Source organism: Paraburkholderia terricola, assembly GCF_003330825.1.
GTDB lineage: Bacteria > Pseudomonadota > Gammaproteobacteria > Burkholderiales > Burkholderiaceae > Paraburkholderia > Paraburkholderia terricola.
In genome coordinates this window covers 1,933,827-1,956,882 of the sequence record NZ_CP024942.1, presented here as the reverse complement: position 1 = coordinate 1,956,882, position 23,056 = coordinate 1,933,827, and the positions used below count along the sequence as shown (strand labels likewise).

Annotated in this window: 22 protein-coding genes and 1 pseudogene; 10 read left to right on the top strand and 13 right to left on the bottom strand. The window is 65.0% G+C overall.

The features are described 5' to 3' along the window. Nucleotides 1-36 precede the first annotated feature (36 nt). From CUJ90_RS27330 to CUJ90_RS27310, 5 genes and pseudogenes are all read right to left on the bottom strand, one after another. Nucleotides 37-1,371, bottom strand: coding sequence for an MFS transporter (locus tag CUJ90_RS27330; protein WP_073427315.1), 1,335 nt, complete (start codon nt 1,369-1,371; stop codon nt 37-39). Nucleotides 1,372-1,443: 72 nt separating this feature from the next. Continuing rightward, nucleotides 1,444-2,106 carry a 3-oxo-tetronate 4-phosphate decarboxylase gene (gene otnC, locus CUJ90_RS27325; protein WP_114164263.1) on the bottom strand — a complete coding sequence of 221 codons (663 nt, stop codon included), beginning with the start codon at nt 2,104-2,106 and terminating at the stop codon, nt 1,444-1,446. Beyond that, on the bottom strand, nt 2,103-3,413 hold the full coding sequence (gene otnK, locus CUJ90_RS27320) for a 3-oxo-tetronate kinase (RefSeq protein WP_073427313.1): 1,311 nt from the start codon (nt 3,411-3,413) through the stop codon (nt 2,103-2,105). Before otnK ends, otnC begins: the two co-directional genes overlap by 4 nt. Before the next feature lie 15 nt (nt 3,414-3,428). Continuing rightward, nucleotides 3,429-4,352 (bottom strand): annotated as a pseudogene (ltnD, locus tag CUJ90_RS27315) (L-threonate dehydrogenase); the annotation flags it as partial. 39 nt (nt 4,353-4,391) lie between these two features. Beyond that, nucleotides 4,392-5,096, bottom strand: coding sequence for a FadR/GntR family transcriptional regulator (locus CUJ90_RS27310; RefSeq protein WP_083081219.1), 705 nt, complete (start codon nt 5,094-5,096; stop codon nt 4,392-4,394). A gap of 206 nt (nt 5,097-5,302) precedes the next feature. Between CUJ90_RS27310 and CUJ90_RS27305 the strand changes: the two genes are divergently transcribed. Further along, nucleotides 5,303-6,127 (top strand): IclR family transcriptional regulator, encoded by an 825-nt coding sequence (locus CUJ90_RS27305; RefSeq protein WP_073427310.1) that lies wholly within the window; start codon nt 5,303-5,305, stop codon nt 6,125-6,127. Between the two features lie 54 nt (nt 6,128-6,181). Here CUJ90_RS27305 and CUJ90_RS27300 read toward each other — a convergent pair whose 3' ends face one another. Continuing rightward, nucleotides 6,182-7,372: a M20 aminoacylase family protein gene (locus tag CUJ90_RS27300; RefSeq protein WP_083081221.1), complete on the bottom strand. Its 1,191-nt coding sequence runs from the start codon at nt 7,370-7,372 to the stop codon at nt 6,182-6,184. Nucleotides 7,373-7,557: 185 nt separating this feature from the next. Here CUJ90_RS27300 and CUJ90_RS27295 point away from each other — a divergent pair, with 185 nt between their 5' ends. Then, on the top strand, nt 7,558-8,466 hold the full coding sequence (locus tag CUJ90_RS27295) for a LysR family transcriptional regulator (RefSeq protein WP_083081223.1): 909 nt from the start codon (nt 7,558-7,560) through the stop codon (nt 8,464-8,466). 6 nt (nt 8,467-8,472) lie between these two features. On the opposite strand, the gene phnN is transcribed toward CUJ90_RS27295, so the two are convergent. From phnN to phnF, 3 genes are read right to left on the bottom strand one after another with little or no spacing between them, the layout of a single operon-like run. After that, a complete protein-coding gene (gene phnN, locus CUJ90_RS27290; RefSeq protein WP_073427307.1) occupies nt 8,473-9,027 on the bottom strand; it encodes a phosphonate metabolism protein/1,5-bisphosphokinase (PRPP-forming) PhnN in 555 nt (184 codons plus the stop codon). Between the two features lie 7 nt (nt 9,028-9,034). Next, nucleotides 9,035-9,751: a DUF1045 domain-containing protein gene (locus CUJ90_RS27285; RefSeq protein ID WP_083081225.1), complete on the bottom strand. Its 717-nt coding sequence runs from the start codon at nt 9,749-9,751 to the stop codon at nt 9,035-9,037. Next, nucleotides 9,748-10,506, bottom strand: coding sequence for a phosphonate metabolism transcriptional regulator PhnF (gene phnF / locus CUJ90_RS27280; RefSeq protein ID WP_073427305.1), 759 nt, complete (start codon nt 10,504-10,506; stop codon nt 9,748-9,750). The genes CUJ90_RS27285 and phnF overlap by 4 nt, the downstream gene beginning before the upstream one ends. Before the next feature lie 159 nt (nt 10,507-10,665). On the opposite strand from phnF, the gene phnG reads away from it, so the two are divergent. The 7 genes from phnG to CUJ90_RS27245 are packed head-to-tail and all read left to right on the top strand — an operon-like array spanning nt 10,666 to nt 16,576. Beyond that, nucleotides 10,666-11,151 carry a phosphonate C-P lyase system protein PhnG gene (gene phnG / locus CUJ90_RS27275; protein ID WP_073427304.1) on the top strand — a complete coding sequence of 162 codons (486 nt, stop codon included), beginning with the start codon at nt 10,666-10,668 and terminating at the stop codon, nt 11,149-11,151. After that, nucleotides 11,151-11,774, top strand: coding sequence for a phosphonate C-P lyase system protein PhnH (phnH, locus tag CUJ90_RS27270; RefSeq protein ID WP_114164262.1), 624 nt, complete (start codon nt 11,151-11,153; stop codon nt 11,772-11,774). Before phnG ends, phnH begins: the two co-directional genes overlap by 1 nt. Further along, a complete protein-coding gene (locus CUJ90_RS27265; RefSeq protein ID WP_114164261.1) occupies nt 11,774-12,919 on the top strand; it encodes a carbon-phosphorus lyase complex subunit in 1,146 nt (381 codons plus the stop codon). The genes phnH and CUJ90_RS27265 overlap by 1 nt, the downstream gene beginning before the upstream one ends. Next, nucleotides 12,916-13,857, top strand: coding sequence for an alpha-D-ribose 1-methylphosphonate 5-phosphate C-P-lyase PhnJ (locus CUJ90_RS27260; RefSeq protein ID WP_083081243.1), 942 nt, complete (start codon nt 12,916-12,918; stop codon nt 13,855-13,857). Before CUJ90_RS27265 ends, CUJ90_RS27260 begins: the two co-directional genes overlap by 4 nt. Then, on the top strand, nt 13,854-14,624 hold the full coding sequence (phnK, locus tag CUJ90_RS27255) for a phosphonate C-P lyase system protein PhnK (RefSeq protein WP_083081245.1): 771 nt from the start codon (nt 13,854-13,856) through the stop codon (nt 14,622-14,624). The genes CUJ90_RS27260 and phnK overlap by 4 nt, the downstream gene beginning before the upstream one ends. 8 nt (nt 14,625-14,632) lie before the next feature. Continuing rightward, nucleotides 14,633-15,385, top strand: a complete 753-nt coding sequence (gene phnL / locus CUJ90_RS27250; RefSeq protein WP_073427299.1) for a phosphonate C-P lyase system protein PhnL — start codon at nt 14,633-14,635, stop codon at nt 15,383-15,385. A gap of 57 nt (nt 15,386-15,442) precedes the next feature. Continuing rightward, the gene (locus CUJ90_RS27245; RefSeq protein ID WP_114164260.1) at nt 15,443-16,576 is read left to right on the top strand and encodes an alpha-D-ribose 1-methylphosphonate 5-triphosphate diphosphatase; all 1,134 of its coding nucleotides are present in this window, start codon (nt 15,443-15,445) and stop codon (nt 16,574-16,576) included. Between the two features lie 56 nt (nt 16,577-16,632). Here the strand turns inward: CUJ90_RS27245 and CUJ90_RS27240 are convergent, their stop codons facing one another. The 4 genes from CUJ90_RS27240 to manD form a co-directional block, all read right to left on the bottom strand. After that, a complete protein-coding gene (locus tag CUJ90_RS27240) occupies nt 16,633-17,469 on the bottom strand; it encodes a GntR family transcriptional regulator (protein WP_114164706.1) in 837 nt (278 codons plus the stop codon). 92 nt (nt 17,470-17,561) lie between these two features. Then, nucleotides 17,562-18,854 carry an MFS transporter gene (locus CUJ90_RS27235; protein ID WP_114164259.1) on the bottom strand — a complete coding sequence of 431 codons (1,293 nt, stop codon included), beginning with the start codon at nt 18,852-18,854 and terminating at the stop codon, nt 17,562-17,564. A 105-nt stretch (nt 18,855-18,959) separates the two neighbouring features. After that, on the bottom strand, nt 18,960-20,006 hold the full coding sequence (locus CUJ90_RS27230) for an L-idonate 5-dehydrogenase (RefSeq protein WP_114164258.1): 1,047 nt from the start codon (nt 20,004-20,006) through the stop codon (nt 18,960-18,962). A 101-nt stretch (nt 20,007-20,107) separates the two neighbouring features. Then, nucleotides 20,108-21,316 carry a D-mannonate dehydratase ManD gene (gene manD / locus CUJ90_RS27225; protein WP_073427295.1) on the bottom strand — a complete coding sequence of 403 codons (1,209 nt, stop codon included), beginning with the start codon at nt 21,314-21,316 and terminating at the stop codon, nt 20,108-20,110. Nucleotides 21,317-21,553: 237 nt separating this feature from the next. Here manD and CUJ90_RS27220 point away from each other — a divergent pair, with 237 nt between their 5' ends. Further along, a complete protein-coding gene (locus tag CUJ90_RS27220) occupies nt 21,554-23,041 on the top strand; it encodes a mannitol dehydrogenase family protein (RefSeq protein ID WP_083081255.1) in 1,488 nt (495 codons plus the stop codon). Nucleotides 23,042-23,056: the final 15 nt, after the last annotated feature.

Sequence of the window (23,056 nt, the reverse complement as noted above, 5' to 3'; positions counted from 1 at the left end):
CAACGAAAACGATCGGTGCGCCGCGCGCGACCCGGTTTAGCGATTGACCAGTTTGGCCGGCGTGAGCCAGGTGGCGATCGCGCCGATCACCAGCATGCCGGCCAGCACATACATGCCGGTTTGCGTGCTATGCGTGAGGTCCTTCAGATAACCGATCATGTAAGGACTCGCAAAACCCGCGAGATTGCCGATCGAATTGATGATCGCGATGCCGGCCGCGGCGGTCGCACCCGACATGAAGGCGGTGGGCAGCGACCAGAATAACGGCGCGCAAGTCAGGACACCGGCGGCGGCGAGCGAGAGAAACGTAATCGACACCACCGTGTTCTCCGCGAACGAAGCGGCCACCGTAAAGCCGATTGCACCGAACAGCGCCGGCACGATCAGATGCCAGCGGCGTTCGCGGCGCTTGTCCGCGCTATGTCCCATCAGGTTCATCACGACGATCGCGCACAGGAACGGAATCGCGCTCAACAGGCCGATATTGAACGCACCGCTCACGCCAGTCGATTTAACGAGCGTCGGCATCCAGAACGTCAGGCCGTATTGCCCCGTGACGAACGCGAAATAGATCAGCGACATCCACCACGTGCGCGGATCGCGGAACACCGCGCCGAGCGAATGCGCTTGCGTTTTCTCCTGCGGTTGCGCGGCGGCGATTTCATCGGTGAGCAGGCGCTTTTCGCGCTCGCTCAGCCACTTCGCGCTGGCAATGCCGTTGTCGAGATACAGGATCGTGGCGATGCCGATGGCGAGCGCGGGCAGCGCTTCGATCAGGAACATCCATTGCCAGCCGGCGAAACCGCTGCTGTTGTGGAAGCGCTGCATGATCCAGCCCGACAGCGGATTGCCGAAAATGCCCGAGACCGGAATCGCCGACATGAACACGGCAATGATCTTCGCGCGCCGATGCGACGGGAACCAGTACGTCAGATACAGGATCACGCCGGGGTAGAAACCCGCTTCGGCGAGACCCAGCAGGAAGCGCAAGGTGTAGAACTGCATCGGCGTTTTCACGAACACGAACAGCGCCGAGAGCAAACCCCAGGTAATCATGATCCGCGCGATCCAGATTCGCGCGCCGATCTTGTGCATCAGAATGTTGCTCGGCAATTCGAACAGGAAGTAGCCGATAAAGAATACGCCGGCGCCGAGACCGAACACGGTCTCGCTGAACGCGAGATCCTGCGACATCTGCAGCTTCGCGAAGCCGACGTTCACGCGGTCCAGATACGCGACCACGTAGCACAGCATCAGAAACGGCACGATGCGCCAGAACACTTTCTTGTAAGTGCGCTCGACTTCGTCAGCGCCGGGTTGCCCCACGGCCGCTGCAAGCGGGCGGCTGGATGCGGACTGATAGGAACTCATGCATTGTCTCCTTCGATGTATTGCCGTGCGCACCGCATCGCGGTGTCGTCCGGCATTGTGTATGTCAGGTTCTTACCAGCGCGCGCCGAACACGGTGCGCAGTTCTTCGAGCGCTGCTTCATCAAGCGGCGCGGGCCGCGGATTCGTCATCAGCCACAGGCGCGCGGTCTCTTCGAGCTCTTCCAGCGCATAGGCGGCGTGCGCCACCGAGCGCTCCCACACCACCGGACCGAGCCGTTCGAGCAGAACCGCGCGCACGGTATCGGCAAGCGCGGCGATCTGTTCGGTCACTTGCGGGTCGCCTGGGCGTCGATAACGAATCAGGGGGACGTGGCCCACTTTCATCACGTAGTACGGCGTGATGGGCGGCAATACGTCGGTGTCGCGCCATACGCCCGCGAGCGTCAACGCGACCAGATGCGTCGAGTGCGTGTGGACGATGCCGCGCGCCTCGCCGTTGCGCGCATAGATGCCGCGATGCAGCGCGAGTGTTTTCGACGGCTTGCCGCCCGACACCGCGTTACCGTTGAAATCGACCTTGGCGATCTCGGCGGGATCGAGCCGGCCGAGACAGGCGTCGGTGGGCGTGATCAGCCAGCCGTCGTTCAGGCGCGCACTGATGTTGCCGGCGGTGCCCACGGTGTAGCCGCGCTGATAAAGACTCGCGCCGCTCACGCAGATTTCCTCGCGGACCCTGGCTTCATCGTTGACGTGCAGTGCGGGCGCGCCGGTCATGGCGCGGCTCCTTCGAGATGACGCAGCGCTTTTTCGAAGAAATCGGTCGTGCCGAAGTTGCCTGATTTCAACGCGAGCGCGAGCGGTTCCGCGCCGGTCGTCGCGGTAGCCGGCACGCCCGGATCGATTTGCGCGCCGATGCGCAGCGTGCGCACGTCAAGCGCCTGCACCACCGCGCCGGATGTTTCGCCGCCCGCCACCACGAACTTGCGCACGCCGCGTTCGCGCAAGCCGCGTGCGATCGACGCCAGCGTCGTTTCCACCAGATGCCCCGCTTCGTTGACGCCGAGTTCGCGCTGAACCGCCTTGACTTCGTCGGGCGTGGCGGTCGCGTAGATCAGCACGGGTTGCGCCTTATCGAAGTGCTCCTGTGCGAACGCCAGCGCCTGTTCGACCACCGGCTCGCCGCGCGCGACCGCTAGCGGATCGATGCGAAACGACGAGCGCGTCTCGCGCCATGCCGCCACTTGCGCGTTGGTCGCCTTGGACGCGCTGCCCGCCAGCACGACCGACCAGCCTTCGACGCGCGGCAATTGCGCGGCGTCGGCCTGTTCCGCGAGCAAGCCGGCACGCCGGAAATTCGCGGGCAAACCCAGCGCGACGCCGGAACCGCCCGTGATCAGCGTGAGGTCGGCGCAGGCTTCGCCGAGCACGTACAGATCCGCGTCGGAGACCGCGTCCGCGATCGCCATCCGCACGCCGTCGCCGCGCAGTGCGCCGAACGCTTCACGTACCTTGGAAACGCCCTGCGCGACGGCGTCATAACGCACGAGACCGACCTTCGATTGCGTCTGCCGTTGCAGCACGCGCACGAGGTTCGCGTCGCGCATCGGCGTGAGCGGATGGTTTTCCATGCCCGATTCGTTCAGCAACGCATCGCCGACGAACAGATGACCGCGATAAATCGTACGGCCGTTCTCGGGGAATGCCGGGCATGCAATCGTAAAGGCCGCGCTTGCCGCGTCGGCGGATAACGCGTCGAGCAACGCATCCGTCACCGCGCCGATATTGCCGGCGTCAGTTGAATCGAACGTCGAGCAGTATTTGAAAAAGAACTGGCGGCAGCCTTGCGCGCGCAGCCAGTGGAGCGCGGCGAGCGATTGCGCGACCGCGTCGGCGGCGGGAATCGTGCGCGATTTCAGCGCGACCACCAGCGCGTCGGCTTCAATGGTTTCATTCGACTCGGGCACGCCGATGGTCTGCACCGTGCGCATGCCGCCGCGCACCAGCATGTTGGCGAGATCGGTGGCGCCGGTGAAATCATCGGCGATGCAGCCCAGAAGCGCGCGTTTCGATGGGGACGTCATGGCTCGCTCCCGTGCTTACTGCGCCGCCGGCACGTCGATGCCGGGGAAAATCTTGATCACCGCGGAGTCGTCCTCGCCGCCGTGGCCGGCGGTCGACGCCATCATGAACATCTGATGCGCGGCCGCCGAAAGCGGCAGCGGGAATTTCGAACGACGCGCGGTATCGAGCACGAGGCCGAGATCCTTGACGAAAATATCGACCGCCGACAGCGGCGTGTAATCGCCCTTCAGAATGTGCGGCACGCGGTTCTCGAACATCCACGAATTGCCCGCGCTGTGCGTGATGACCTCGTACAGCGCGTCGGGATCGACGCCTTCGCGCAAACCGAGCGCCATCGCCTCGGCGGCCACCGCGATATGCACGCCGGCCAGCAACTGATTGATGATCTTCACTTTCGAGCCGGCGCCATGCGCCGAGCCGAGGCGATACACCTTGCCCGCCATCGCCGCGAGCACGTCCTCGCACGCGGCATAGGCGGCGTCGGGACCGGAGGTCATCATCGTCATCTCGCCCGACGCGGCGCGCGCCGCGCCACCCGAAACCGGCGCGTCGAGCATCTGCAAACCAGCCGCCTCGATGCGCTTGCCGAGGTCGATCGCGAAGTCCGGCGCGACCGTCGCGCTCGAAATCACCACGGCGCCTGGCTTCATCGCCGGGACCGCGCCCTGTTCGCCGAACAGCACCGCCTCGGTTTGCGCGGCATTGACCACGAGCGTGACGACCACTTCGCATTGCGCGCCGAGTTCGGCGGGCGTCGCACAGGCCACACCGCCTTCCGCGACGAACGCCTGCAGGACCTCGCTGCGCAGATCGCATGCGTGAACCCGAAAACCCGCGCGCAGCAGCGAGCGCGCGACACCCAGGCCCATTGCACCAAGACCGATGACACCGACATTTCTGGACATGCTTGACCTCTGAAAATTCGTTAACCGCTGATGCGCCCGCGGCGCCTGGAGCGGCTCAGTTCCGCGCTCGGTTCAGCAAATCCCCGCTTCCGCGAGACGCCGTGCCGCGTTGTACATGTGCGTGCGCGCCGCGTTGCGCGCCGCCATCGGATCGCCCGCGCGGATCGCGGCGGCGATCGCCGCGTGCTCCTCGCGCACCTGACGCGAAAAGTCCTCGCGCAAGGCTTCGTTACGCCGCGTCACGAACGTGCCGGCTTCGAGGTATTGATTCAGGAACGTGAGCGTCTTGAGGAAATACGGATTGCCTGTTGCCGCCGCGATCGCACGATGGAACGCCACGTCCTCGGCGACGCCCTCCTCGCCCTCGGCCACCGCCTGGTCGATTTTGGCGAGGGCGCTGTCGATCGCCATCATGTCGGCATCGCTGCGGCGCATCGCGGCCTCGGAGGCCACTTCCGCCTCGATCGCGCGCCGCAGCGCGAGGATCTGCACCACCGAGCCGGGCTCGACGGCTTCCGCGTAGTCGATGCGCAGCGGCCGGACCGCGCCGTGCGCCGCGATGAACACGCCGCTGCCCTGGCGCGGCTCGACCACGCCTTCGTTCTTCAGCCGCGAGATCGCCTCGCGAATCACCGTGCGGCTCACGCCGAACTGCTGCGCCAGCACGGCCTCGGTCGGCAGCTTGCCGCCGCGCGGGAACGCGCCTTTGTCGATCTGCTTGAGAAGCTGCTGGGCAACCGTGTCGCTCAGTGCCCGGGCAGGAATCTTGTCGAACATCGATGCCTCGATTTGTCATGTCGTCGGGTCATCATACAAATTTTCGATGCAGCGTGCATCCATGCAAACCCTGAGTGTTTTGAAGTAAGAGCGCGCAAAGTTGGCGAAACGGAAGGCTTAAGCTATCGTCACGCCTTTGCGCCGCATCGCTGCCGGCCGAGTCCGCGCGATGCGCGCGCATTTCCTCGCACGCACTCTCAAGGCCCATGAGCAAAGCCCTGCCGCCGTCTTCCGCCGTTCCCGCCAGCGCCGAACCGGCCCCGGAGAAGCCGGGCGACTCGTATGTGCAGTCGTTCGCGCGCGGCCTCGCCGTGATCCGCGCGTTCGACGCCAGCCGCCCCGAACAGACGCTCACCGACGTCGCGACCGCCACCGGGCTCACGCGCGCGGGCGCCCGCCGCATTCTGTTGACGCTGCAAACGCTCGGTTATGTGGAAGCCGAAGGGCGGCTGTTCCGCCTCACGCCGAAGATTCTCGACCTGGGCTTCGCGTATCTGACCTCGATGCCGTTCTGGAATCTCGCCGAACCGGTGATGGAAGCACTGTCGGCGCGGGTCCACGAAAGCTGCTCGGCGGCCGTGCTCGATCGCACGGAAATCGTCTATGTGCTGCGCGTGCCGACTCACAAGATCATGACCATCAACCTGTCGATCGGCAGCCGCTTGCCGGCGTATTGCACGTCGATGGGCCGCGTGCTGCTGGCCGCGCTCGACGACGAAACGCTCGACGCGACGCTCGGCTCGACGCCGCTCTATGCGCACACGCCGCGCACGGTCACCGATAAAGAAGAGTTGAAGAAGCTGATCGCGCAGGTGCGCCGCCAGGGGTGGGCGATCGTCGATCAGGAACTGGAAGGCGGCTTGATTTCGCTGTCCGCGCCGATTCGCAACCGCCAGGGACGCGTGATCGCGGCGATGAACATCAGCGGCAATGCACAGCGCAATTCGGCCAAACAGATGGTGAAGGCGTTTCTTGAACCGCTGCAGCAGGCGGCGCAGACGGTGTCGGAGATGGTGGCGCGGCGCGGGTGATGGCGATGAAGGCGCGCGTCTCACGCGCGCCGCATGCAGGTCGCCCGTTGCCCTTCATCGACCGAGATACCGCTCCACCAGCCGCGCCCAGAACGCCGCGCCGACCGGCAGGTTACGGTCGTTGAAATCGTAATGCGGGTTGTGCACCATGCAGCCGTCCTCGCCCGCGCCGTTGCCGATGCGCAGGAACGTGCCCGGCCGCTTCTGCAACATGAAGGCGAAATCCTCGCTGCCCATCAGCATGTCGCTCTGCGCGATCACCTTGTCGTCGCCGACCAGTTCGCGCGCCACCTCCACCGCGAAATCCGTTTCCGCGTCCGAATTGACGACCACCGGATAGCCCTCGATGTACTCCACCACCGCCTTGCCGCCATAGCTCGCGGCCTGGCTTTCGGCGAGTTCGGTGATGCGCTTCTTCAGCAGCGCGCGCACTTCCGGGCTGAACGAACGCACGCTCAGCTCCAGCTTCGCGCTGCTCGAGATCACGTTGTTCGCGGTGCCCGCATGCATCGAGCCGACCGTCACCACGGCCGGCTGCGACGGATCGACGTTGCGCGCGACGATCGTTTGCAGCGCCATCACGATGCTCGCCGCCACCACCACCGGATCGACCGTCAGATGCGGACGCGCCGCGTGGCCGCCGACGCCTTCGATGGTGATGATCGCCTTGTCGCCCGCCGACATGAACGGCCCCTTGCGAAACAGCAGCACGCCCGGCTGTTCGCCCGGATGGTTGTGCACGCCGAACACGGCGTCGCAGGGAAAGCGTTCGAACAAACCGTCGTTGATCATCTTCAGCGCACCGCTGTCGATGCCGCTTTCCTCGGCCGGCTGGAAATACAGATGCACGGTGCCCGAGAAATTGCGCGTGGCGGCGAGATGCTGCGCGGCGCCGAGCAGCATGGCCGTATGGCCGTCGTGGCCGCATGCGTGCATCTTGCCGTGCGTGCCGCTCGCGTACGGCAGGCCGGTTTGCTCGATGATCGGCAGCGCGTCCATGTCGGCGCGAATGCCGATGCTGCGCTTGCCGTCGCCCACCTTCAGCGTGCCCACCACACCCGTTTGGCCGACGCCGCGCGTCACCCGCCAGTCCCATTGTTCGAGCCTCTCCGCCACCAGCGCACCCGTTTGCACTTCCTCGTAAGCCAGTTCCGGATGGTGATGAATGTGGTGGCGAATCTCGCGCAGGCTTTCGGCGGCGGGCATCAGGTCGGACACTTCGGTAAAACGCGCGGCTTCGCTCATCTATTGCTCCAGGGATACACGCCGCATGAGGCGGCTAAACGGTTGACGAAAGGGGTGACAAATCGGCTGACAGGCAGGCAAAAAGCGGGCAAAAGCAGGCAAGCACTATAGCCACGCCATTTTGTTCGAATAAGATGCTGTTTTTTTCACCCCGATAAACACGCTTTATATACGGGCTTACCCTCATGAAGCTCCAGCAGTTGCAAGCGTTCGTCGCCGCCGCCCATCACCGCAGCCTGCGTGCCGCCGCGCGCGAACTCGGCGTGACGCAACCGGCCGTCACGCATACGATCCGCGAGTTGGAGAGCGCGCTGAATGCCGAACTGATGGTGCGCAGCGTGCGCGGCATCGAGTTGACCGCATGCGGGCACGCGCTGTTGCCGCGCGCCGAGCAGTTGCTCGGCGACGTGGGGCGCACGGTTGAAGCGGTCGAACAGGTGAAGGGCGAACTCGCCGGCAAGGTGAGCGTGGGGACCATGCCGTCGATCGCGTTAACGGCGTTGCCGCATGCCGTCTCGAAGTTTCGCCGCGCGATGCCGCTGGTGAATCTGCATCTGGAGGAAGTGACGATACCGGACGCGGTTGCGCGCCTTCGCAACGGCGCACTCGACATCGCGGCGATTCATCACGTGCAGGCGCTCGACAGCGATCTGGTGCAAGCGCCGCTCTACTCGACGCAATTCGTCGTCGCGATGCGGGCCGGGCATCCGCTTGCGAACGTCACGCGTCTTCATGAACTGCTCGACGCGGAGTGGATCGCAACTGTCGGCGCCGATCATTTTCCGCACAGCGTGATGATGGCGATGTTCAACGCGCACGGCTTGCCCGTGCCGAAGCGGCTGCTGCGCGCGCCGTCGTCGTTCGCGGTGACGCTGGGGCTGGTGTCGCAAACCGACGTGATCGGCTGCTTCACGCGGCCGCTCGCGGAAAGGGTCGCGCCGCTCGGCATACGCGTCGCGCAAATCGAAGAGGCACTGCCGAATTACGACCTCAGCATCATTTCGCGGCGCGATCTGCTGCCCACGCCCGCCGTGCTGCAATTCGTATCGTGCTTGCAGGAAGCGACCAGGGAGCGCATGGCGGCCGCGGCGTAACGCGTTTTATCGAACGTCGGCTTCCGACTTGAGAAATGCGATCAGCGCATGCCCCGCTTCCTCGAGCGCGCCGGAATTGTCGATCGTCGTGCAGCGCACGCCGCTGGGCAACGAAAACGGCGCGCGGCGCGCGAGCCGTGCCGCGACCTGTTCCGCCGATTCACGCGCCCGCGCGCCGAGCCGCGCTTCCAGAATATGCGGCGCGGCGTCGACGTGCACGATCTCCGCACGCGGATAGCGCGCCAGCGCATGCGGTACATGCTGCCGCGACCCATTGACGACCACCGTGCAACCGCGCGCGAGCCACGCATCGAGTTCGATGCCGATGCCGTAACGCAACGAGTGACTCGACCATTCGAGCGCGAACAGACCGAGCACGGAGCGCTCGGCGAATTCCTCGATGCTCAGCGCCACATGCTCCTCGCCATTGCCGCTCGGCCGCGTGATATAGCGATGCGCGAACAGAATCGGCTCGCCCATCAAGTGCTTGCGCGCGAAGCTCAGCAACGAATCCTTGCCCGCGCCGGACGGGCCCATCACATAGATCAAACGACCTGTCATTGTTATTTCACCTCGCGGGTCTGAACGGCACGCGCTGCCACAGCACGAACGGCTCGCCTGGCGCCGGTTCGACGAAAAGCGCGGCGTGGTCGATCGAAAGCGGCCCGAGCACCGGCGTTTGCGCCTGCCACCAAGCCACCAGCGTCGCGCGCTCATCGATGTCGGCGAGCGAACCGGATAGCGTCATGTGAAAACGGAATTCGTCCAGCACATACGGATAACCCCATTCGATCAGCAACGCGCGTTGCCGTTCGCTCAACGGCGCGGCGAGCCGGCGCGTAAGATCGGCGGCGGATGATCTCGCGCGCAGTGCGCCGAGCGTGTGCAACGCGCTGGCGGCGACGGCGCGCAGGTTCGCCTCGCCTTGCTGATCGGCGGGACGCAGCGCGACGAAATCGCCGAGCGTCGCCGCTTCCACCGGCAGCATGAAGGGACTTTGCGTCTCGGCCCATGCGCGCGTTGCGTCCAGCACATTGTCTTGCGTGACGCCGTCGGCGAGCCGAAAGGGAGCGACGAGCGTGCCGTGCCAACCATAGCGGCGCGGCGCTTCCGTCAACTCTTGCAGCGGACGCGTCAAGCCTTGCGGCTGCGGCGGCTCGCACGGCTCGCCGCTTTCCGCGTCGCGGCCGAGCCACGTTGAGCCGGCGCGCCACCATGCCGACTCACGCGACGGCGCGTAATACACGGCAAAACGCGCGCCCTTGTTCCACGCCGCGCCGCTCATACGTCGTGCTCCACCAGCAGTTGCACGCGGTCCGCGGCGAAATGCGTGAAGCCGTATTTGACCGGCGTGCCTTGCAGATCCACGTCGACGTTCTCGACCCACAACACCGGCTGCTGCCGGTTGATGTTCAAACGCCGCGCCACCTCTGGATCGGGCAGCACGCTGCCGATACGGCTCCACTTGCGCAGGTAGTCGTTCACGCCGAATTCGGCCATCGACCTGGTGATACTGCCGGTACGTTCGAGCACAGCGGGCAAGTCGGCAAAACGCGTGGCGGGATACCAGTTGCGCGCGAACGTGATCGGCACGCCGTCCGACTCGTGCAGCGATTCGATCCGGTAAACCGGCGCACCGGCGCGCAGGCCCAGCGCCTTCGCGACAGTCGGCTCGGCCTTCACACGCACGGCCGATAACATCTTGCCCGCCGCCGCATGATTCTGCTGACGCAAGTTTTCTGTGAAGCGCGTGCGTCGGCCAATCGAATAGTCGATCGCGCCGGGTTGCACGAAGGTGCCGCGCCCCTGCTCGACGCTGATGAGTCCCGATGCGGCAAGACCCAGCATGGCCCGGCGCACGGTGTGCCGGTTCACGTCGAAGCGTTTCGCCAGTTCCCCCTCGCTCGGCAAGCGCCCTTCTTCTCCGAAACCGCTGGCGGCGATTTCGGCGGCCAGAATCTGCTCGATCTGCCGCCAGACGGCAACGCCCGCGCCGCGTTCGAGCGTCGTGCCCGGCGTCGCGCTGTCGTTCGATGTCATGGTGCTGTCATTCCCCTGGGTTCAAATATTCGCCATGACGTGCATTGTAGTGCGCAAGCGGTGATGGAAATATGAAACGTCGATGTACGCGCATAGACGTCTAGACGTTTAGATGAATAAGTGGTCAAATGAGCACTCGCTGGATCAACAGGACATTCGATGAGCGCCACTTCCGCCTCGCCTTCCTCCGCCATGCGGCGCGCCTGGATGGCCGTGCTGGCCCGCACGCCGCGCGCCGATCTCGAAGCCGCATTCGAGCGCGCGTTGCAAGGCGTGGCCGTCCCCTCGTACGACTGGCTGCGTCCTCCTGAAATCGGCCTCGCGATGGTGCGCGGCCGCGTCGGCGGCAGCGGCGATCCGTTCAATCTCGGCGAAGCCACCGTCACGCGCGCCACGCTGCGTTTGCGCGTGGCGGGCAATGCCGCGCCGGCCGTCGGCGTCGCGTGTCATCTGGGCCGCGACCGCCGCCGCGCCGAACTGGCCGCGCTGGCCGATGCGTTGCTGCAAACGCCCGAGCATCACGCGGCCTTGCATCGGCAGTTGATCGAGCCGTTCGCAGCGCGGCAGGCGGCTCTGCGCGCCGAGCGGCGGCGAGACGCCGCGGCCACGCGCGTGGAATTCTTCACGATGGTCCGGGGCGAATGATGGAAAACTCGCGAATGGCATTGGCCGCCTCATTAGCTGAATTGACGCCGGGTTTCGCGGACCCTGTCCACGATACGCAAGCGGTATTCCGCACGCTGCTCGACGCGTTGTCGCGACCGGGCACGGTCGGTGTCATCGAAAACGTCTTGCCTGACGCGCGGGCGACGCGCGCCGAGTTCGCCGCATTTGCCGCGCTGCTGACGCTATGCGACTACGCCACGCCCGTATGGCTCGCGCAACCGGACGCGGCGCTGGCTTCCGCATTGCGCTTTCATACCGGCGCGCCGCTCGCCGACGAAGCCGCGCAAGCCGCCTTCGCGTATATCCACGACGCCGACACGATGCCGGCGCTCGAATGCTTCGCACTCGGTTCAGCGGAATCGCCTGAACAGTCGGCGACGTTGCTGATCCGCGTGGACGCGCTAACAGGCGGAACGCCGATCGTATTGAGCGGCCCCGGCATTCAGCACACGCAGACCATCGCGCCCGTCGGACTACCCGCGCGTTTCTGGCGCGAACGCGCGGCCCTCGCGCCGCTCTTTGCGTGCGGCATCGATTGCTATCTGCTTTGCGGCGCCGAATTGATCGGCCTGCCGCGCACAACTCAAGCGAAGGTGAACTGATGTACGTTGCCGTCAAGGGTGGAGAGCGCGCCATTGAAGCGTCGTGGCGTCTGCTCGACAAAGCGCGCCGCGGCGACACGCGGCTCGCCGAACTCAGCGCCGCGCAGATTCGCGAGCAATTGCGCCTCGCCGTCGCGCGCGTGATGACCGAGGGCTCGGTCTACGATGAAGAACTCGCCGCACTCGCGATCAAGCAGGCCGCCGGCGATCTGGTCGAAGCGATCTTCCTGTTGCGCGCCTACCGCACCACGCTGCCGCGTTTCGGCTATACGCAGGCGATCGATACCGAGGCGATGCAGGTGGAGCGCCGCATTTCGGCCACGTTCAAGGACGTCCCCGGCGGCCAGTTGCTGGGCGCGACTTACGATTACACGCAGCGTCTGCTGGATTTCGCGTTGGTCGCCGAGGGTCACGCCGCGACGGATACGGGTTCAAGCCCTGCCTGTTCACCGCAAGCACCACCGCCCGAAACGGAGACGATGCCGCGCGTCGTCACGCTGCTCGACAACGAAGGTCTGATCGAACAGGAACGCCCCACGCCGGACGCGCCGCAACCGCACGATCTGACGCGTGAACCGCTCGCCTTTCCCGCGAGCCGCGCCACGCGCTTGCAGAATCTCGCGCGCGGCGACGAAGGCTTCCTGCTTGCGATGGGTTACGCGACACAGCGCGGCTACGCGAACTCGCATCCGTTTGCGGGCGAGATACGCTTCGGCACGATTGCCGTTGAAATGGAACTCGACGAATTGGGCGAATCGGTTGAGATCGGCGACATCGACATTACCGAATGCCAGATGATCAACCAGTTCGCCGGCAGCAGCGAGGTGCCGCCCACGTTCACGCAAGGTTACGGTCTTGCATTCGGCCACTCGGAGCGCAAGGCGATGGCGATGGCGCTGGTGGATCGCGCGTTGCGTGCCGAGGAACTCGGCGAAACGCTCGGCTCGCCGGCGCAAGACATCGAATTCATGCTCTCGCATAGCGATAACGTCGAGGCGTCCGGCTTCGTTCAGCATCTGAAATTGCCGCACTATGTCGACTTTCAGTCGGAGCTGGAACTCGTGCGGCGCTTGCGAGCGCGGCACGCCACGCGCGATCAGGGTGAAAGCGTGAACGGATCGAACGATCAGGAGCAGGCAGCATGAACGCGCCCGACTCGATTCATGCCACCGCGTCATACGACAGCGCCGCGCACGGCTACAACTTCGCCTACCTCGACGAACAGACCAAGCGCATGCTGCGCCGCGCGTTGCTCAAGGCGGTGGCCGTGCCCGGTTATCAGGTGCCGTTCGCGTCGCGTGAGATGCCGTTGCCGTTCGGCTGGGGCACGGGCGGCATTCAGGTCACTGCGGCGATCATCGGCAGGCGCGATACGCTGAAGGTCATCGACCAGGGCTCCGACGAAACCACCAACGCGGTCAACATCCGCCGTTTCTTCGCTCGCACGACCGGCGTGGCGACCACGCGGCGCACCACCGAAGCGACGATCATCCAGACACGTCACCGCATTCCCGAAGCGCCGCTCACCGACAAGCAGATTCTGGTCTATCAGGTGCCGATGCCCGAACCGCTATTCCGGCTGGAGCCGCGCGTCGCCGAATGCAAGAAGCTGCATGCGCTCGCCGATTACGGCCTGATCAGCGTGAAGCTGTACGAGGACATCGTGCATCACGGCAGCATCGCCACCACCTACGATTACCCGGTGATCGTCAACAACCGCTATCTGACTTCGCCCTCGCCGATCCCGAAGTTCGACAACCCGAAGTTGCATATGAACCCCGCGCTGCAATTGTTCGGCGCCGGCCGCGAACGGCGCATTCATGCCATTCCGCCCTATACGCCGGTGCGCAGTCTCGACTTCGACGATCATCCGTTCGAGGTGCAGCAATGGCAACATGCGTGCGCGCTGTGCGGATCGACGGAAAGTTTCCTCGACGAAATGATCGTCGACGATGCGGGCAAACGCATGTTCGTCTGCTCGGATAGCGACTACTGCCACGAACGCCGCGGCGATCGCGAATTCGCGCTGCCCGCGTCCGAAGCGCCCGAAGCATCTGATGCGCGCGAAGGAGAATCCGCATGACGCCGCTGTTGAGCGCGCGCGCGCTGAGCAAACAATACGGCGGCCGCAACGGTTGCAGGAACGTCAGCTTCGATCTGTATCCGGGCGAGGTGCTGTGCATCGTCGGCGAATCGGGCTCGGGCAAGACCACGCTGCTGAATACGCTCGCATTGAAAACCGCGGCCGATGGCGGCTCGCTCCATTACACCGCCACGCATGGCGAGAAGCTCGATCTGCTGGCTTTGTCGGAACCGCGCCGGCGTCTGCTGATGCGCACCGAGTGGGGCTTCGTCCAGCAGAACCCGCGCGACGGATTGCGCAGCGGCGTCTCAGCCGGCGCGAATATCGGCGAGCCGCTGATGGCCGTGGGCGCGCGCCACTATGGCGATATCCGCCACGCGGCGACGCAATGGATGGAGCGCGTCGAACTCGATGCCTTGCGTATCGACGAATTCCCCGCCGCGTTTTCGGGCGGCATGCAGCAGCGTTTGCAGATCGCGCGCAATCTCGTCACCGCGCCGCGCCTCGTTTTCATGGATGAACCCACGGCGGGGCTCGACGTGTCGGTGCAGGCGCGTCTGCTCGATCTGCTGCGCACGCTGACGTCCACGCTGCATCTGTCGGTGCTGATCGTCACGCATGACATCGGCGTGGCGCGTTTGCTCGCGCATCGTCTGATGGTCATGCAAGGCGGTGAAGTGGTCGAGGCGGGATTGACCGATCAGGTGCTCGACGATCCGCAGCACCCTTACACGCAAACGCTGGTTTCCTCGGTTCTGCCGGTTTGAGGCTCACAATGCGATCCATCGAAACAGGCGCGCACTCGCAGCCATTCATCGACAACCGCGCGTTGATGCTGCGCGCCGTCGACCTCGGCAAGACCTTCACGCTGCACGGCCAGGGCGGCGTGCGGATCGAAGCGCTCACGGGCGTCTCGCTCGATGTCGAGCGCGGCGAATGCGTGGTGCTGGTCGGACCTTCCGGCGCGGGCAAGAGTACGCTGCTGCGCTGCCTGTACGGCAACTACCTCGCAAGCCGCGGCTCGATTGCGATTCGCGACGCGGCGAACGATGGGCAACCGGTGTCGCTGACCGGCGCTGAACCGCACGACGTATTGCGTCTGCGCCGCGCGGTGGTGGGCTACGTGAGCCAGTTTCTGCGCGTGATTCCGCGCGTGCCGACGCTCACGCTGGTCGCCGAGCCGCTGCTCTCGCGCGGCGTGGCGCAAGACGAGGCGCGGGCGCGCGCCGCTGCGCTGCTCGCCCGGCTGAACGTGCCCGAGCGGTTGTGGACGCTCGCGCCCGCCACCTTCTCGGGCGGCGAGCAACAGCGCGTGAACATTGCGCGCGGCTTGATCGCGGAGCATCCGCTCCTGCTGCTCGATGAACCCACCGCCTCGCTCGACGCGGAGAATCGCGACGTGGTCGCGGATCTGATCGTCGAGGCGCGCGAGCGCGGCGCGGCGATCGTCGGCATCTTTCATGATGAAGATACGCGCCACAAGGTCGCCACGCGCCGTCTCGAACTGAGGCCGCCCCTGCGTCAGTGAGCGGCATGAAACGGTACTACACTGGCATTCAAAACGGACTCACCACGGAGCCACTCGATGTTGATCAGAAACGCTCGCATCGCGACGCGAGATGAAGTTTTCACCGGAATGATCCGCGTCGAGCACGGCGTGATTCGCGACGTCGAGCGCGGCACGACCACGGCGCTCGAAGCGGAAGATTGGGACGGCGATTATCTGTTGCCGGGCCTGATCGAATTGCACACGGATAACCTTGAGAAGCATCTCGCGCCGCGTCCGGGCGTGCAATGGAACACCGATGCCGCCTTCGTGATTCACGACGCGCAAGTGGCGGCCGCCGGCATCACCACCGTGTTCGACGCGCTCGCCATCGGTTCGCGTTCGAACGTCGGCCTGCGTGGCCGCGATCTGCAAACGCAATGCGCCGAGGCGCTCACGCGCTTTTCCGAGCGCAATCTACTGCGCGCCGAACACTTTCTGCATCTGCGCTGTGAAATCGCCACCGCCGACGTGGTGGAAGTATTCGATTCGTTATGCGCGCATCCGCTGCTGCGGCTCGCCTCGGTGATGGATCACACGCCCGGTCAGCGTCAGTGGCATGACCGCGAGCAATGGCGCCGCTTTCAGGAACGCGACGGCAAGCTGAGCGACGAACACGTCGCGACCGCGCTCGCGGAGCTGTCGATCGAGCAGGAGCGCTACGCCGATGCGCACCGCCGTGAGATCGTCGCGCGCTGCAAGCAACTCGGCATTCCGGTCGCGAGCCACGACGACACGTTGATCGAGCACGTCGAACAGGCGAGAGCCGAAGGCATCGTGCTCGCCGAATTCCCGACCACGCGCATCGCCGCGCAAGCGGCGCGCGAGCACGGCATTTCGACCATCATGGGTGCGCCGAACATCGTGCGCGGCGGCTCGCATTCGGGCAACGTGTCGGCGCTCGAACTGGCGCGAGCCGGCCTGCTCGACATCCTCTCGTCGGATTACGTGCCGTCCAGTTTGCTGACCGCCGTGTTCGAACTCGTCGACAAGGCCGGCTGGAGTTTGCCGCGCGCGATGGCGACGGTCTCCGCCGAACCGGCGCGCACCGCCGGCTTGCAGGATCGCGGCGCGATCGAACCGGGCTTGCGCGCGGACTTCGTGCGCGTGACGATGCTCGGCGCGTTACCGGTGCCGCGCGCGACTTATCGCGCCGGCGCACGGATCGTTTGACGCGTTGGAGCAGGGAGCGTGGTTTTGCGGCGCGTGGCTTGTCGCCACGCGTTCGATCAGATCGACAGCGGCACGCGCTCCGGCTCATCCGCTTCGAACCACGCGGGGTTGCGCTCGGCAATCGGCCCGAGCGACGTCAGAATCTCGCGCAGATGGCGGCGCATCGCATCTTCAGCCGCGGCCGGATCGTGCGCGCGCAGGCCGGCGAGAATCTTCGCGTGCTGCTTGATCAGCAGATCGAGCGGCGACACGTCGGGCAGGCTCAGATAGCGCACCCGGTCCATTTGCGCCTTGATGTCCTGAATCGTTTCCCATGCGGCCGTGCAGTCGATGGCCTGGGCGATCGCATAATGAAACGCCTCGTCGAGCGCGAGGAATGCGGCGGTGTCGTTAGATTTCGCGGCGAGCTTCTGGTCACGAAGGTTGTCGGCGAGCGCCTGCAACTGCGCGTCGGTGATCGAAACGGCCGCCTTGCGCACCACCGCGGTCTCGATCGCCTCGCGAATGAAGCGGCCTTCGCGCACCTGGCGCGGCGAAATGCGCTTAACGAAGGTGCCGCGTTGCGGCAGCACCTGCAACACGCCAGCTTCGACCAGTTTGATGAACGCCTCCCGCACGGGCTGCCGCGACACCTGAAACATGTCGGACACTTCCTTCTCCGAAAGCGGCGTGCCCGGCACCATCTGTCCGACGAAAATCGCCTGCCGCAATGCGCGGAAAATCTGCTTGCCGATCGGCTCGTGCGTATCGAATGAAACGTTGGCAGTGAGATCAGGCAGGGTGGCACGCGCGCCTGCCTGCACGCTCGCGCGGCGTCGTGTGCGAGGCGCGGCGCCAGGCGTTGCATTGGCGGAAACAGAAGGCTTGGCGGCGTGGACGTTCTTGGTCGGCATGTCGAAACAGCGAAAAGCGGCGAGTGATTTCAAGTGGGACGTTGCGCGCCGCGAACATTCATTCCGTGGTTTCGCGCGAACGTCGCACCATACTACCATGCACTTTTCATGCTCAACGCACCGGCGCGCGGCTCGCGAATCCATACCAGCGAACACAGCGCGCCGAGCACCGCAATCGCGCCCGCCAGCACGAACGCACTGCCATAAGCGCCATGCGTCGCCTCGACGATGAAGCCCGTCACCGCGGGTCCGATCACGCCGGCCAGATTGGCCAGCAGATGCACGAAGCCGCCCGCGCCGCCCACGTGTTCGCGCGGCACGGTGTCCTGAATCACCGCCCAATACACGGCGCCCGTCACATACAGGAAGAAGATCGATACCGACATCAGCGCAACCGCGCTCTGTGTGCTGGCGACACGGCCGGCCAGCGCGACGCATACCGCCGCGGCGCCGAGGCAGGTGCTCAGCACGAGCTTGCGCGAGAGCAGCGGCTTGCCGGTCAGGCGCAGGATGAAGTCCGAGATGAAGCCGCCGGACGCGAGCCCCACGCTGCCGAGCACCCAGGGAATCACCGTCGCGATGCTCATGTCGCGCAGGCTCAAGTGATGCGCCTCGGTCAGATACGTGGGAAACCACGACAGAAAGAAGAACAGCACGTAGTTATACGAGAAGAATGCGAACGCGGTCGCGAGAATGATCGGCTTGCGCAGGAAGTGGCCAAGGCCGAGCTTCGCGCCGTCCGCCGAATGGGCGATCACATGTTCGTCCGCCTGGCCCGCGCGGATGAGTTCCGCCTCGCGCGGCGTCACGCGCGCGTTTTCATGCGGATGTTCGGTGGTCATCGCGGCCCACACGACGAGCCACACGAGTCCCAGCAGCATGATCGCGACGAAGGCCCAACGCCAGCCGAACTGCACCGCCATGAAACCGACCACCGGCCCCGCCAGCGCGCCGCCGAGCGGCGTGCCGGAACTGATCACGCCGATCGCGCTCGCCACTTCCCTGCGCGGGAACCAGTTGTTGACCATCTTGCTGTTGGACGAGCTGAACGGCCCCTCGCCCATGCCGAACAAGACGCGCAGCACGATCAGCGAACCGATGCCGGTGGCGAGCGCGGTCGCGCCGCAGAACACCGACCACACGCCCATCGCGGTGCCGAACACGCGTTTCGCGCCGATCTTGTCGGACAACACGCCGCCGACGAAATTGAACAGCGCATAGCCGACGAAAAAACTGCTGAACACGATGCCCATTTGCGCATGCGAGAAGTTCAGGTCTTTCTGGATCAACGGCGCCGCGATCGACAACGCGGCGCGGTCGAGATAATTGATGACGCCGGCCAGAAACAGCAGCGCGACAACGAACCAGCGTTGACTCTTGATCATTGGGTGTCTCCTTCAGTTCGCCTCTTCACGGGCGTTTGAACGGCTTGATGATGTGATTCGCCGTGCAAGGCATCGCCAACGCAATGCCTGTGCAAGCGCCGGGATTCAGTCGAAGTTCAGATGCACCTTCATCGACTGCGCGCGGTCGAGCGCGACTTCGAATGCGTGATTCGCCTCGCTCATCGCGAAGGCGTGCGTCATCAACGGCCGCAAGTCGATCTTGCCGGACGCGATTTCATCGGCGGCAATCGCGTATTCGCCGGTGAAGCGAAACGAGCCTTGATAGCGGAGTTCCTTGGACATCACCAGGTTCGCCGCCACCGGCGATTGACCGGCCGGCAGATTGCCGACCTGAATCACCGTGCCGCCCGCGCGCGCCGAGCGCAGCGCCGTATCGAGACCGGCGGGACTGCCTGACGCTTCGATGACGACGTCGAATGTGCCGCGCTCCGCGGACCAGGGGTCGATCGTGGCGGTGTCCGCCGCGTTCACGGCCTCGTCCGCGCCGAGTTGCCGGGCGACCTGCAAGGCCCGGTCCGACAGATCGAGCGCGACCACGCGGTGCGCGCCGGCGCGGCGCGCGACCGTCAGCAGAATGCCGCCGATCGGACCGCAGCCGACCACGAGCACGCTCGCGCCCACCAGCGAACCGGCCTGCTTCACCGCATGCAGCGCGACGGCGAGCGGTTCGGCCATCGAGGCCTGAGCGAAGTCGACGCCGTCCGGCACGGGCACACACTGCCGCGCCGCCACGACGATGTATTGACGGAACATGCCCTGCGTGTGCGGAAAGGTCGAGGCACTGCCCATGAAGCGCATGTTCAGGCAATGGTTCGGCATCCCGCTCACGCAGAAGCGGCAAGTTCCGCAAGCCAGCCCCGGATTCACGGCGACACGTTGGCCACGCGTCAAGCGACTCTCCGCGCTCACGCCCTCGCCGAGCGAATCGATCTCGCCCGCCACTTCGTGACCGAGCACGAAGGGCTCGCGCACCGCGAAATCACCGCTCTTGCCTTTGAAGTAGTAGGACAGGTCGGAACCGCAAATGCCGCCGGCGCGCACTCGCACCCGCACCTGGCCTTTGCCGGGTTCGGGCGGATCGACTTCGTCGATGCGGATCAGTTTGGGTTCGTGAAGCACGGCTGCGAGCATGGTGGACTCCGAATCGCAAAAGGTGGCGCGTTCAATACCGCGCGAGAGAAGAAGATGGCGAGGGCGTGAAGGCTATGAGGGGATTACTCGAACGGGTCGGCTCACCAGTTCCACAATGTCCCGTCCTCGAGACGCGCCACCGGCAGATACGCCGGGTCGTACGGATAACGGGCGGCCACCGCTTCGTCGATGTCGACGCCGTGGCCGGGCGCCTCGCCGGGATGCATCATGCCCTTGTCGAAGCGCCATGCATGCGGGAACACGTCGAGCGCTTCCTTGGGAAAGCCCATGTACTCCTGCACGCCGAAATTCGGCACCCACAGATCGAAATGCAACGCCGCACCCATGCACACCGGCGACAAATCCGACGGCCCGTGACAACCGGTGCGCACCTGATATAGCGAAGCGAAATCAGCGATACGCCGCAGATGCGTGATGCCGCCCGCGTGCGTCAAGGTCGCGCGAATGTAGTCGATCAACTGCTCCTCGATCAACTGCTTGCAATCCCAGATGCTGTTGAACACCTCGCCCACCGCGATCGGCGTGACCGTGTGCTCGCGAATCAACCGGAAACCGGCCTGATTTTCAGCGGGCGTGGGATCTTCCATCCAGAAGAGGCGATACGGTTCGACCGCTTTGCCGAGGCGCGCGGCTTCGATCGGCGTCAAGCGGTGGTGCACGTCATGCAGCAAATGCGTGTCGAAGCCGAATTTGTCGCGTACGGCCTCGAACAGCTTCGGCACGAAGTCGAGATACTTTTCCGACGACCAGCTCTGCTCCTCGACCGCGCCCTTGGTGGCCGGCTCGTACATGCCGCTGCCTTTCGACACGCCGTACACCGAGCGCATGTTCGGCACGCCGCTTTGAATGCGAATCGCCTGGTAGCCGGCCTCGATATGTTCGGCGTAACGGTCGAGCGCTTCGGGAATGTCGCGGCCGGTGGCATGGCCGTACACCATCACGCCCTCGCGCGACGCGCCGCCGAGCAGCTTGTAGAGCGGCATGCCCGTCACCTTGCCGAGAATGTCCCACAGCGCCATGTCCACCGCGGCGATCGCCGTCATCGTGACGGGACCGCGGCGCCAGTAAGCGCCCTTGTAGAGATACTGCCAGGTGTCCTCGATACGGCCGGGGTCGCGGCCGATCAGAAGCGGGCACACGTGGTCTTTCAGATACGATGCGACCGCCAGTTCGCGGCCGTTCAGCGTGGCGTCGCCGATACCGTGCACGCCTTCGTCCGTGACGATTTTCAGCGTGACGAAATTGCGGCCGGGGCACGTGACGATCACGTCGGCGCGAACGATTTTCATGACATCCTTCCTTGCAGAAACGAGTTGCGAAACGTGCCGGACGTGCTGAGCGCGGGGCATGCAACTCGCGGTTTTCGTGACGGTTCCGAACAGCGGCCCAGATGAAAAACAACCTTGCCGACGCTGTCCGGCGTCGTTTGAACGATGCTACCATACAAGTATTGCTAATCGTCAAATCAGGGTTTTCCCGTTGCACGACGTTATTCCCAGCTCTTTTCACACGACGGATTTCCTTCCATGCCCTCGCCAGCCAACTTGCCTCGCCTCACCCGCTCCGTATTGCCGGCACTGCAAACGCATGTGCTTTCTCCTCGATGGCGCGAGCCGGCTATCGGCATCGTTCATCTGGGCATCGGCAATTTCCATCGCGCGCACCAGGCGCTCTATACGGAAGAAGCGATGCTGGCGGCGGGTGGCGATTGGGGTATTTGCGGCGTGACGCTGCAAGGCGACGTCGGCAAGCGCGACGCGCTGATGGAGCAGCAAGGTTTGTACAGCGTCGTCGAACGCGGTCCCGACGGCGCACGGGTCACGGTCGTGCGCGCCCTGCGCGAGGTGCTGGCGATGCCGCACGATCACGCGGCGCTATTCGGGCGCCTCGCCGATCCATTGGTGCGGATCGTCTCGCTCACCGTCACGGAAAAGGGCTATTGCCGCGACGCGAAAACCGGCGACGTCGCACTCGACGATCCGGGGGTCGCACACGATCTCGCTCATCCGCTCGCGCCGCGCACGGTGCCCGGCATTCTCGTCGCGGCATTGCGCGCGCGGCGCGACGCCGCCGGCCAACCGTTCACCGTGCTTTCGTGCGACAACCTCGCACACAACGGCGCGGCGCTGCGCCAGGTGGTCTGTTCGTTCGCGCGGCGAGTCGATGCCGCGCTGGCCGACTGGATCGCCGCCGAAGTCGCGTTTCCGTCGACGATGGTCGATCGCATCGTGCCGGCCACCACCGACGCCGAGCGCGCCACCGTCGCCGAACAACTCGGCTATCGGGACGCGGCGCCCGTACCGTGCGAGCCGTTCAGGCAATGGGTGATCGAGGATCGTTTTGCGGCGGGACGTCCCGCGTGGGACGCTGTCGGCGCGCAACTCGTCGACGACGTCACGCCGTTCGAACTGGCGAAACTGCGCATGCTGAACGGCACGCATTCGACGCTGGCGTATCTCTCGATGCTGGGCGGCTTCGCCACCATCGACGCCGCGATCGCGGACCCCGCCATGCACAAGCTCATTCACGCGATGATGACGCAGGAAATCGCGCCTACACTCACCCTGCCCGCGTCGTTCGATGTCGCCGGCTATCGGGACGCCTTGCTGGCGCGTTACGCCAACCCCGCGCTCAAGCATCGTTGCGCGCAGATTGCAATGGATGGCAGCCAGAAGATTCCGCCGCGCCTGCTCGCCACGATCGAGGCGAGAATCGACGCGGGACAGCCGTTCGCGCGTCTTGCGCTGGCGGTAGCGGCATGGATGACGTTCTTGCGCGGCCATGCGGACGACGGCACGCGCTACGAGATCAGCGATCCGCTCGCGGATGACTTGAAGGCGCTCGCCGCCTCCGCGCAAGGCGAACCGCAAGCGCTGATGAACGCGCTGCTGTCCGTGCGCGACGTGTTTCCGGCACAGCTCGCCGCGCGCCCCGAGTTCAGAACGGCGCTGCAAGGAGCGTTGCAATTGCTGCGGAAAAACGGAGCGCGTCGCGCCGTTGCCGCCATGCAATGAAGCGCGACCGCGCTC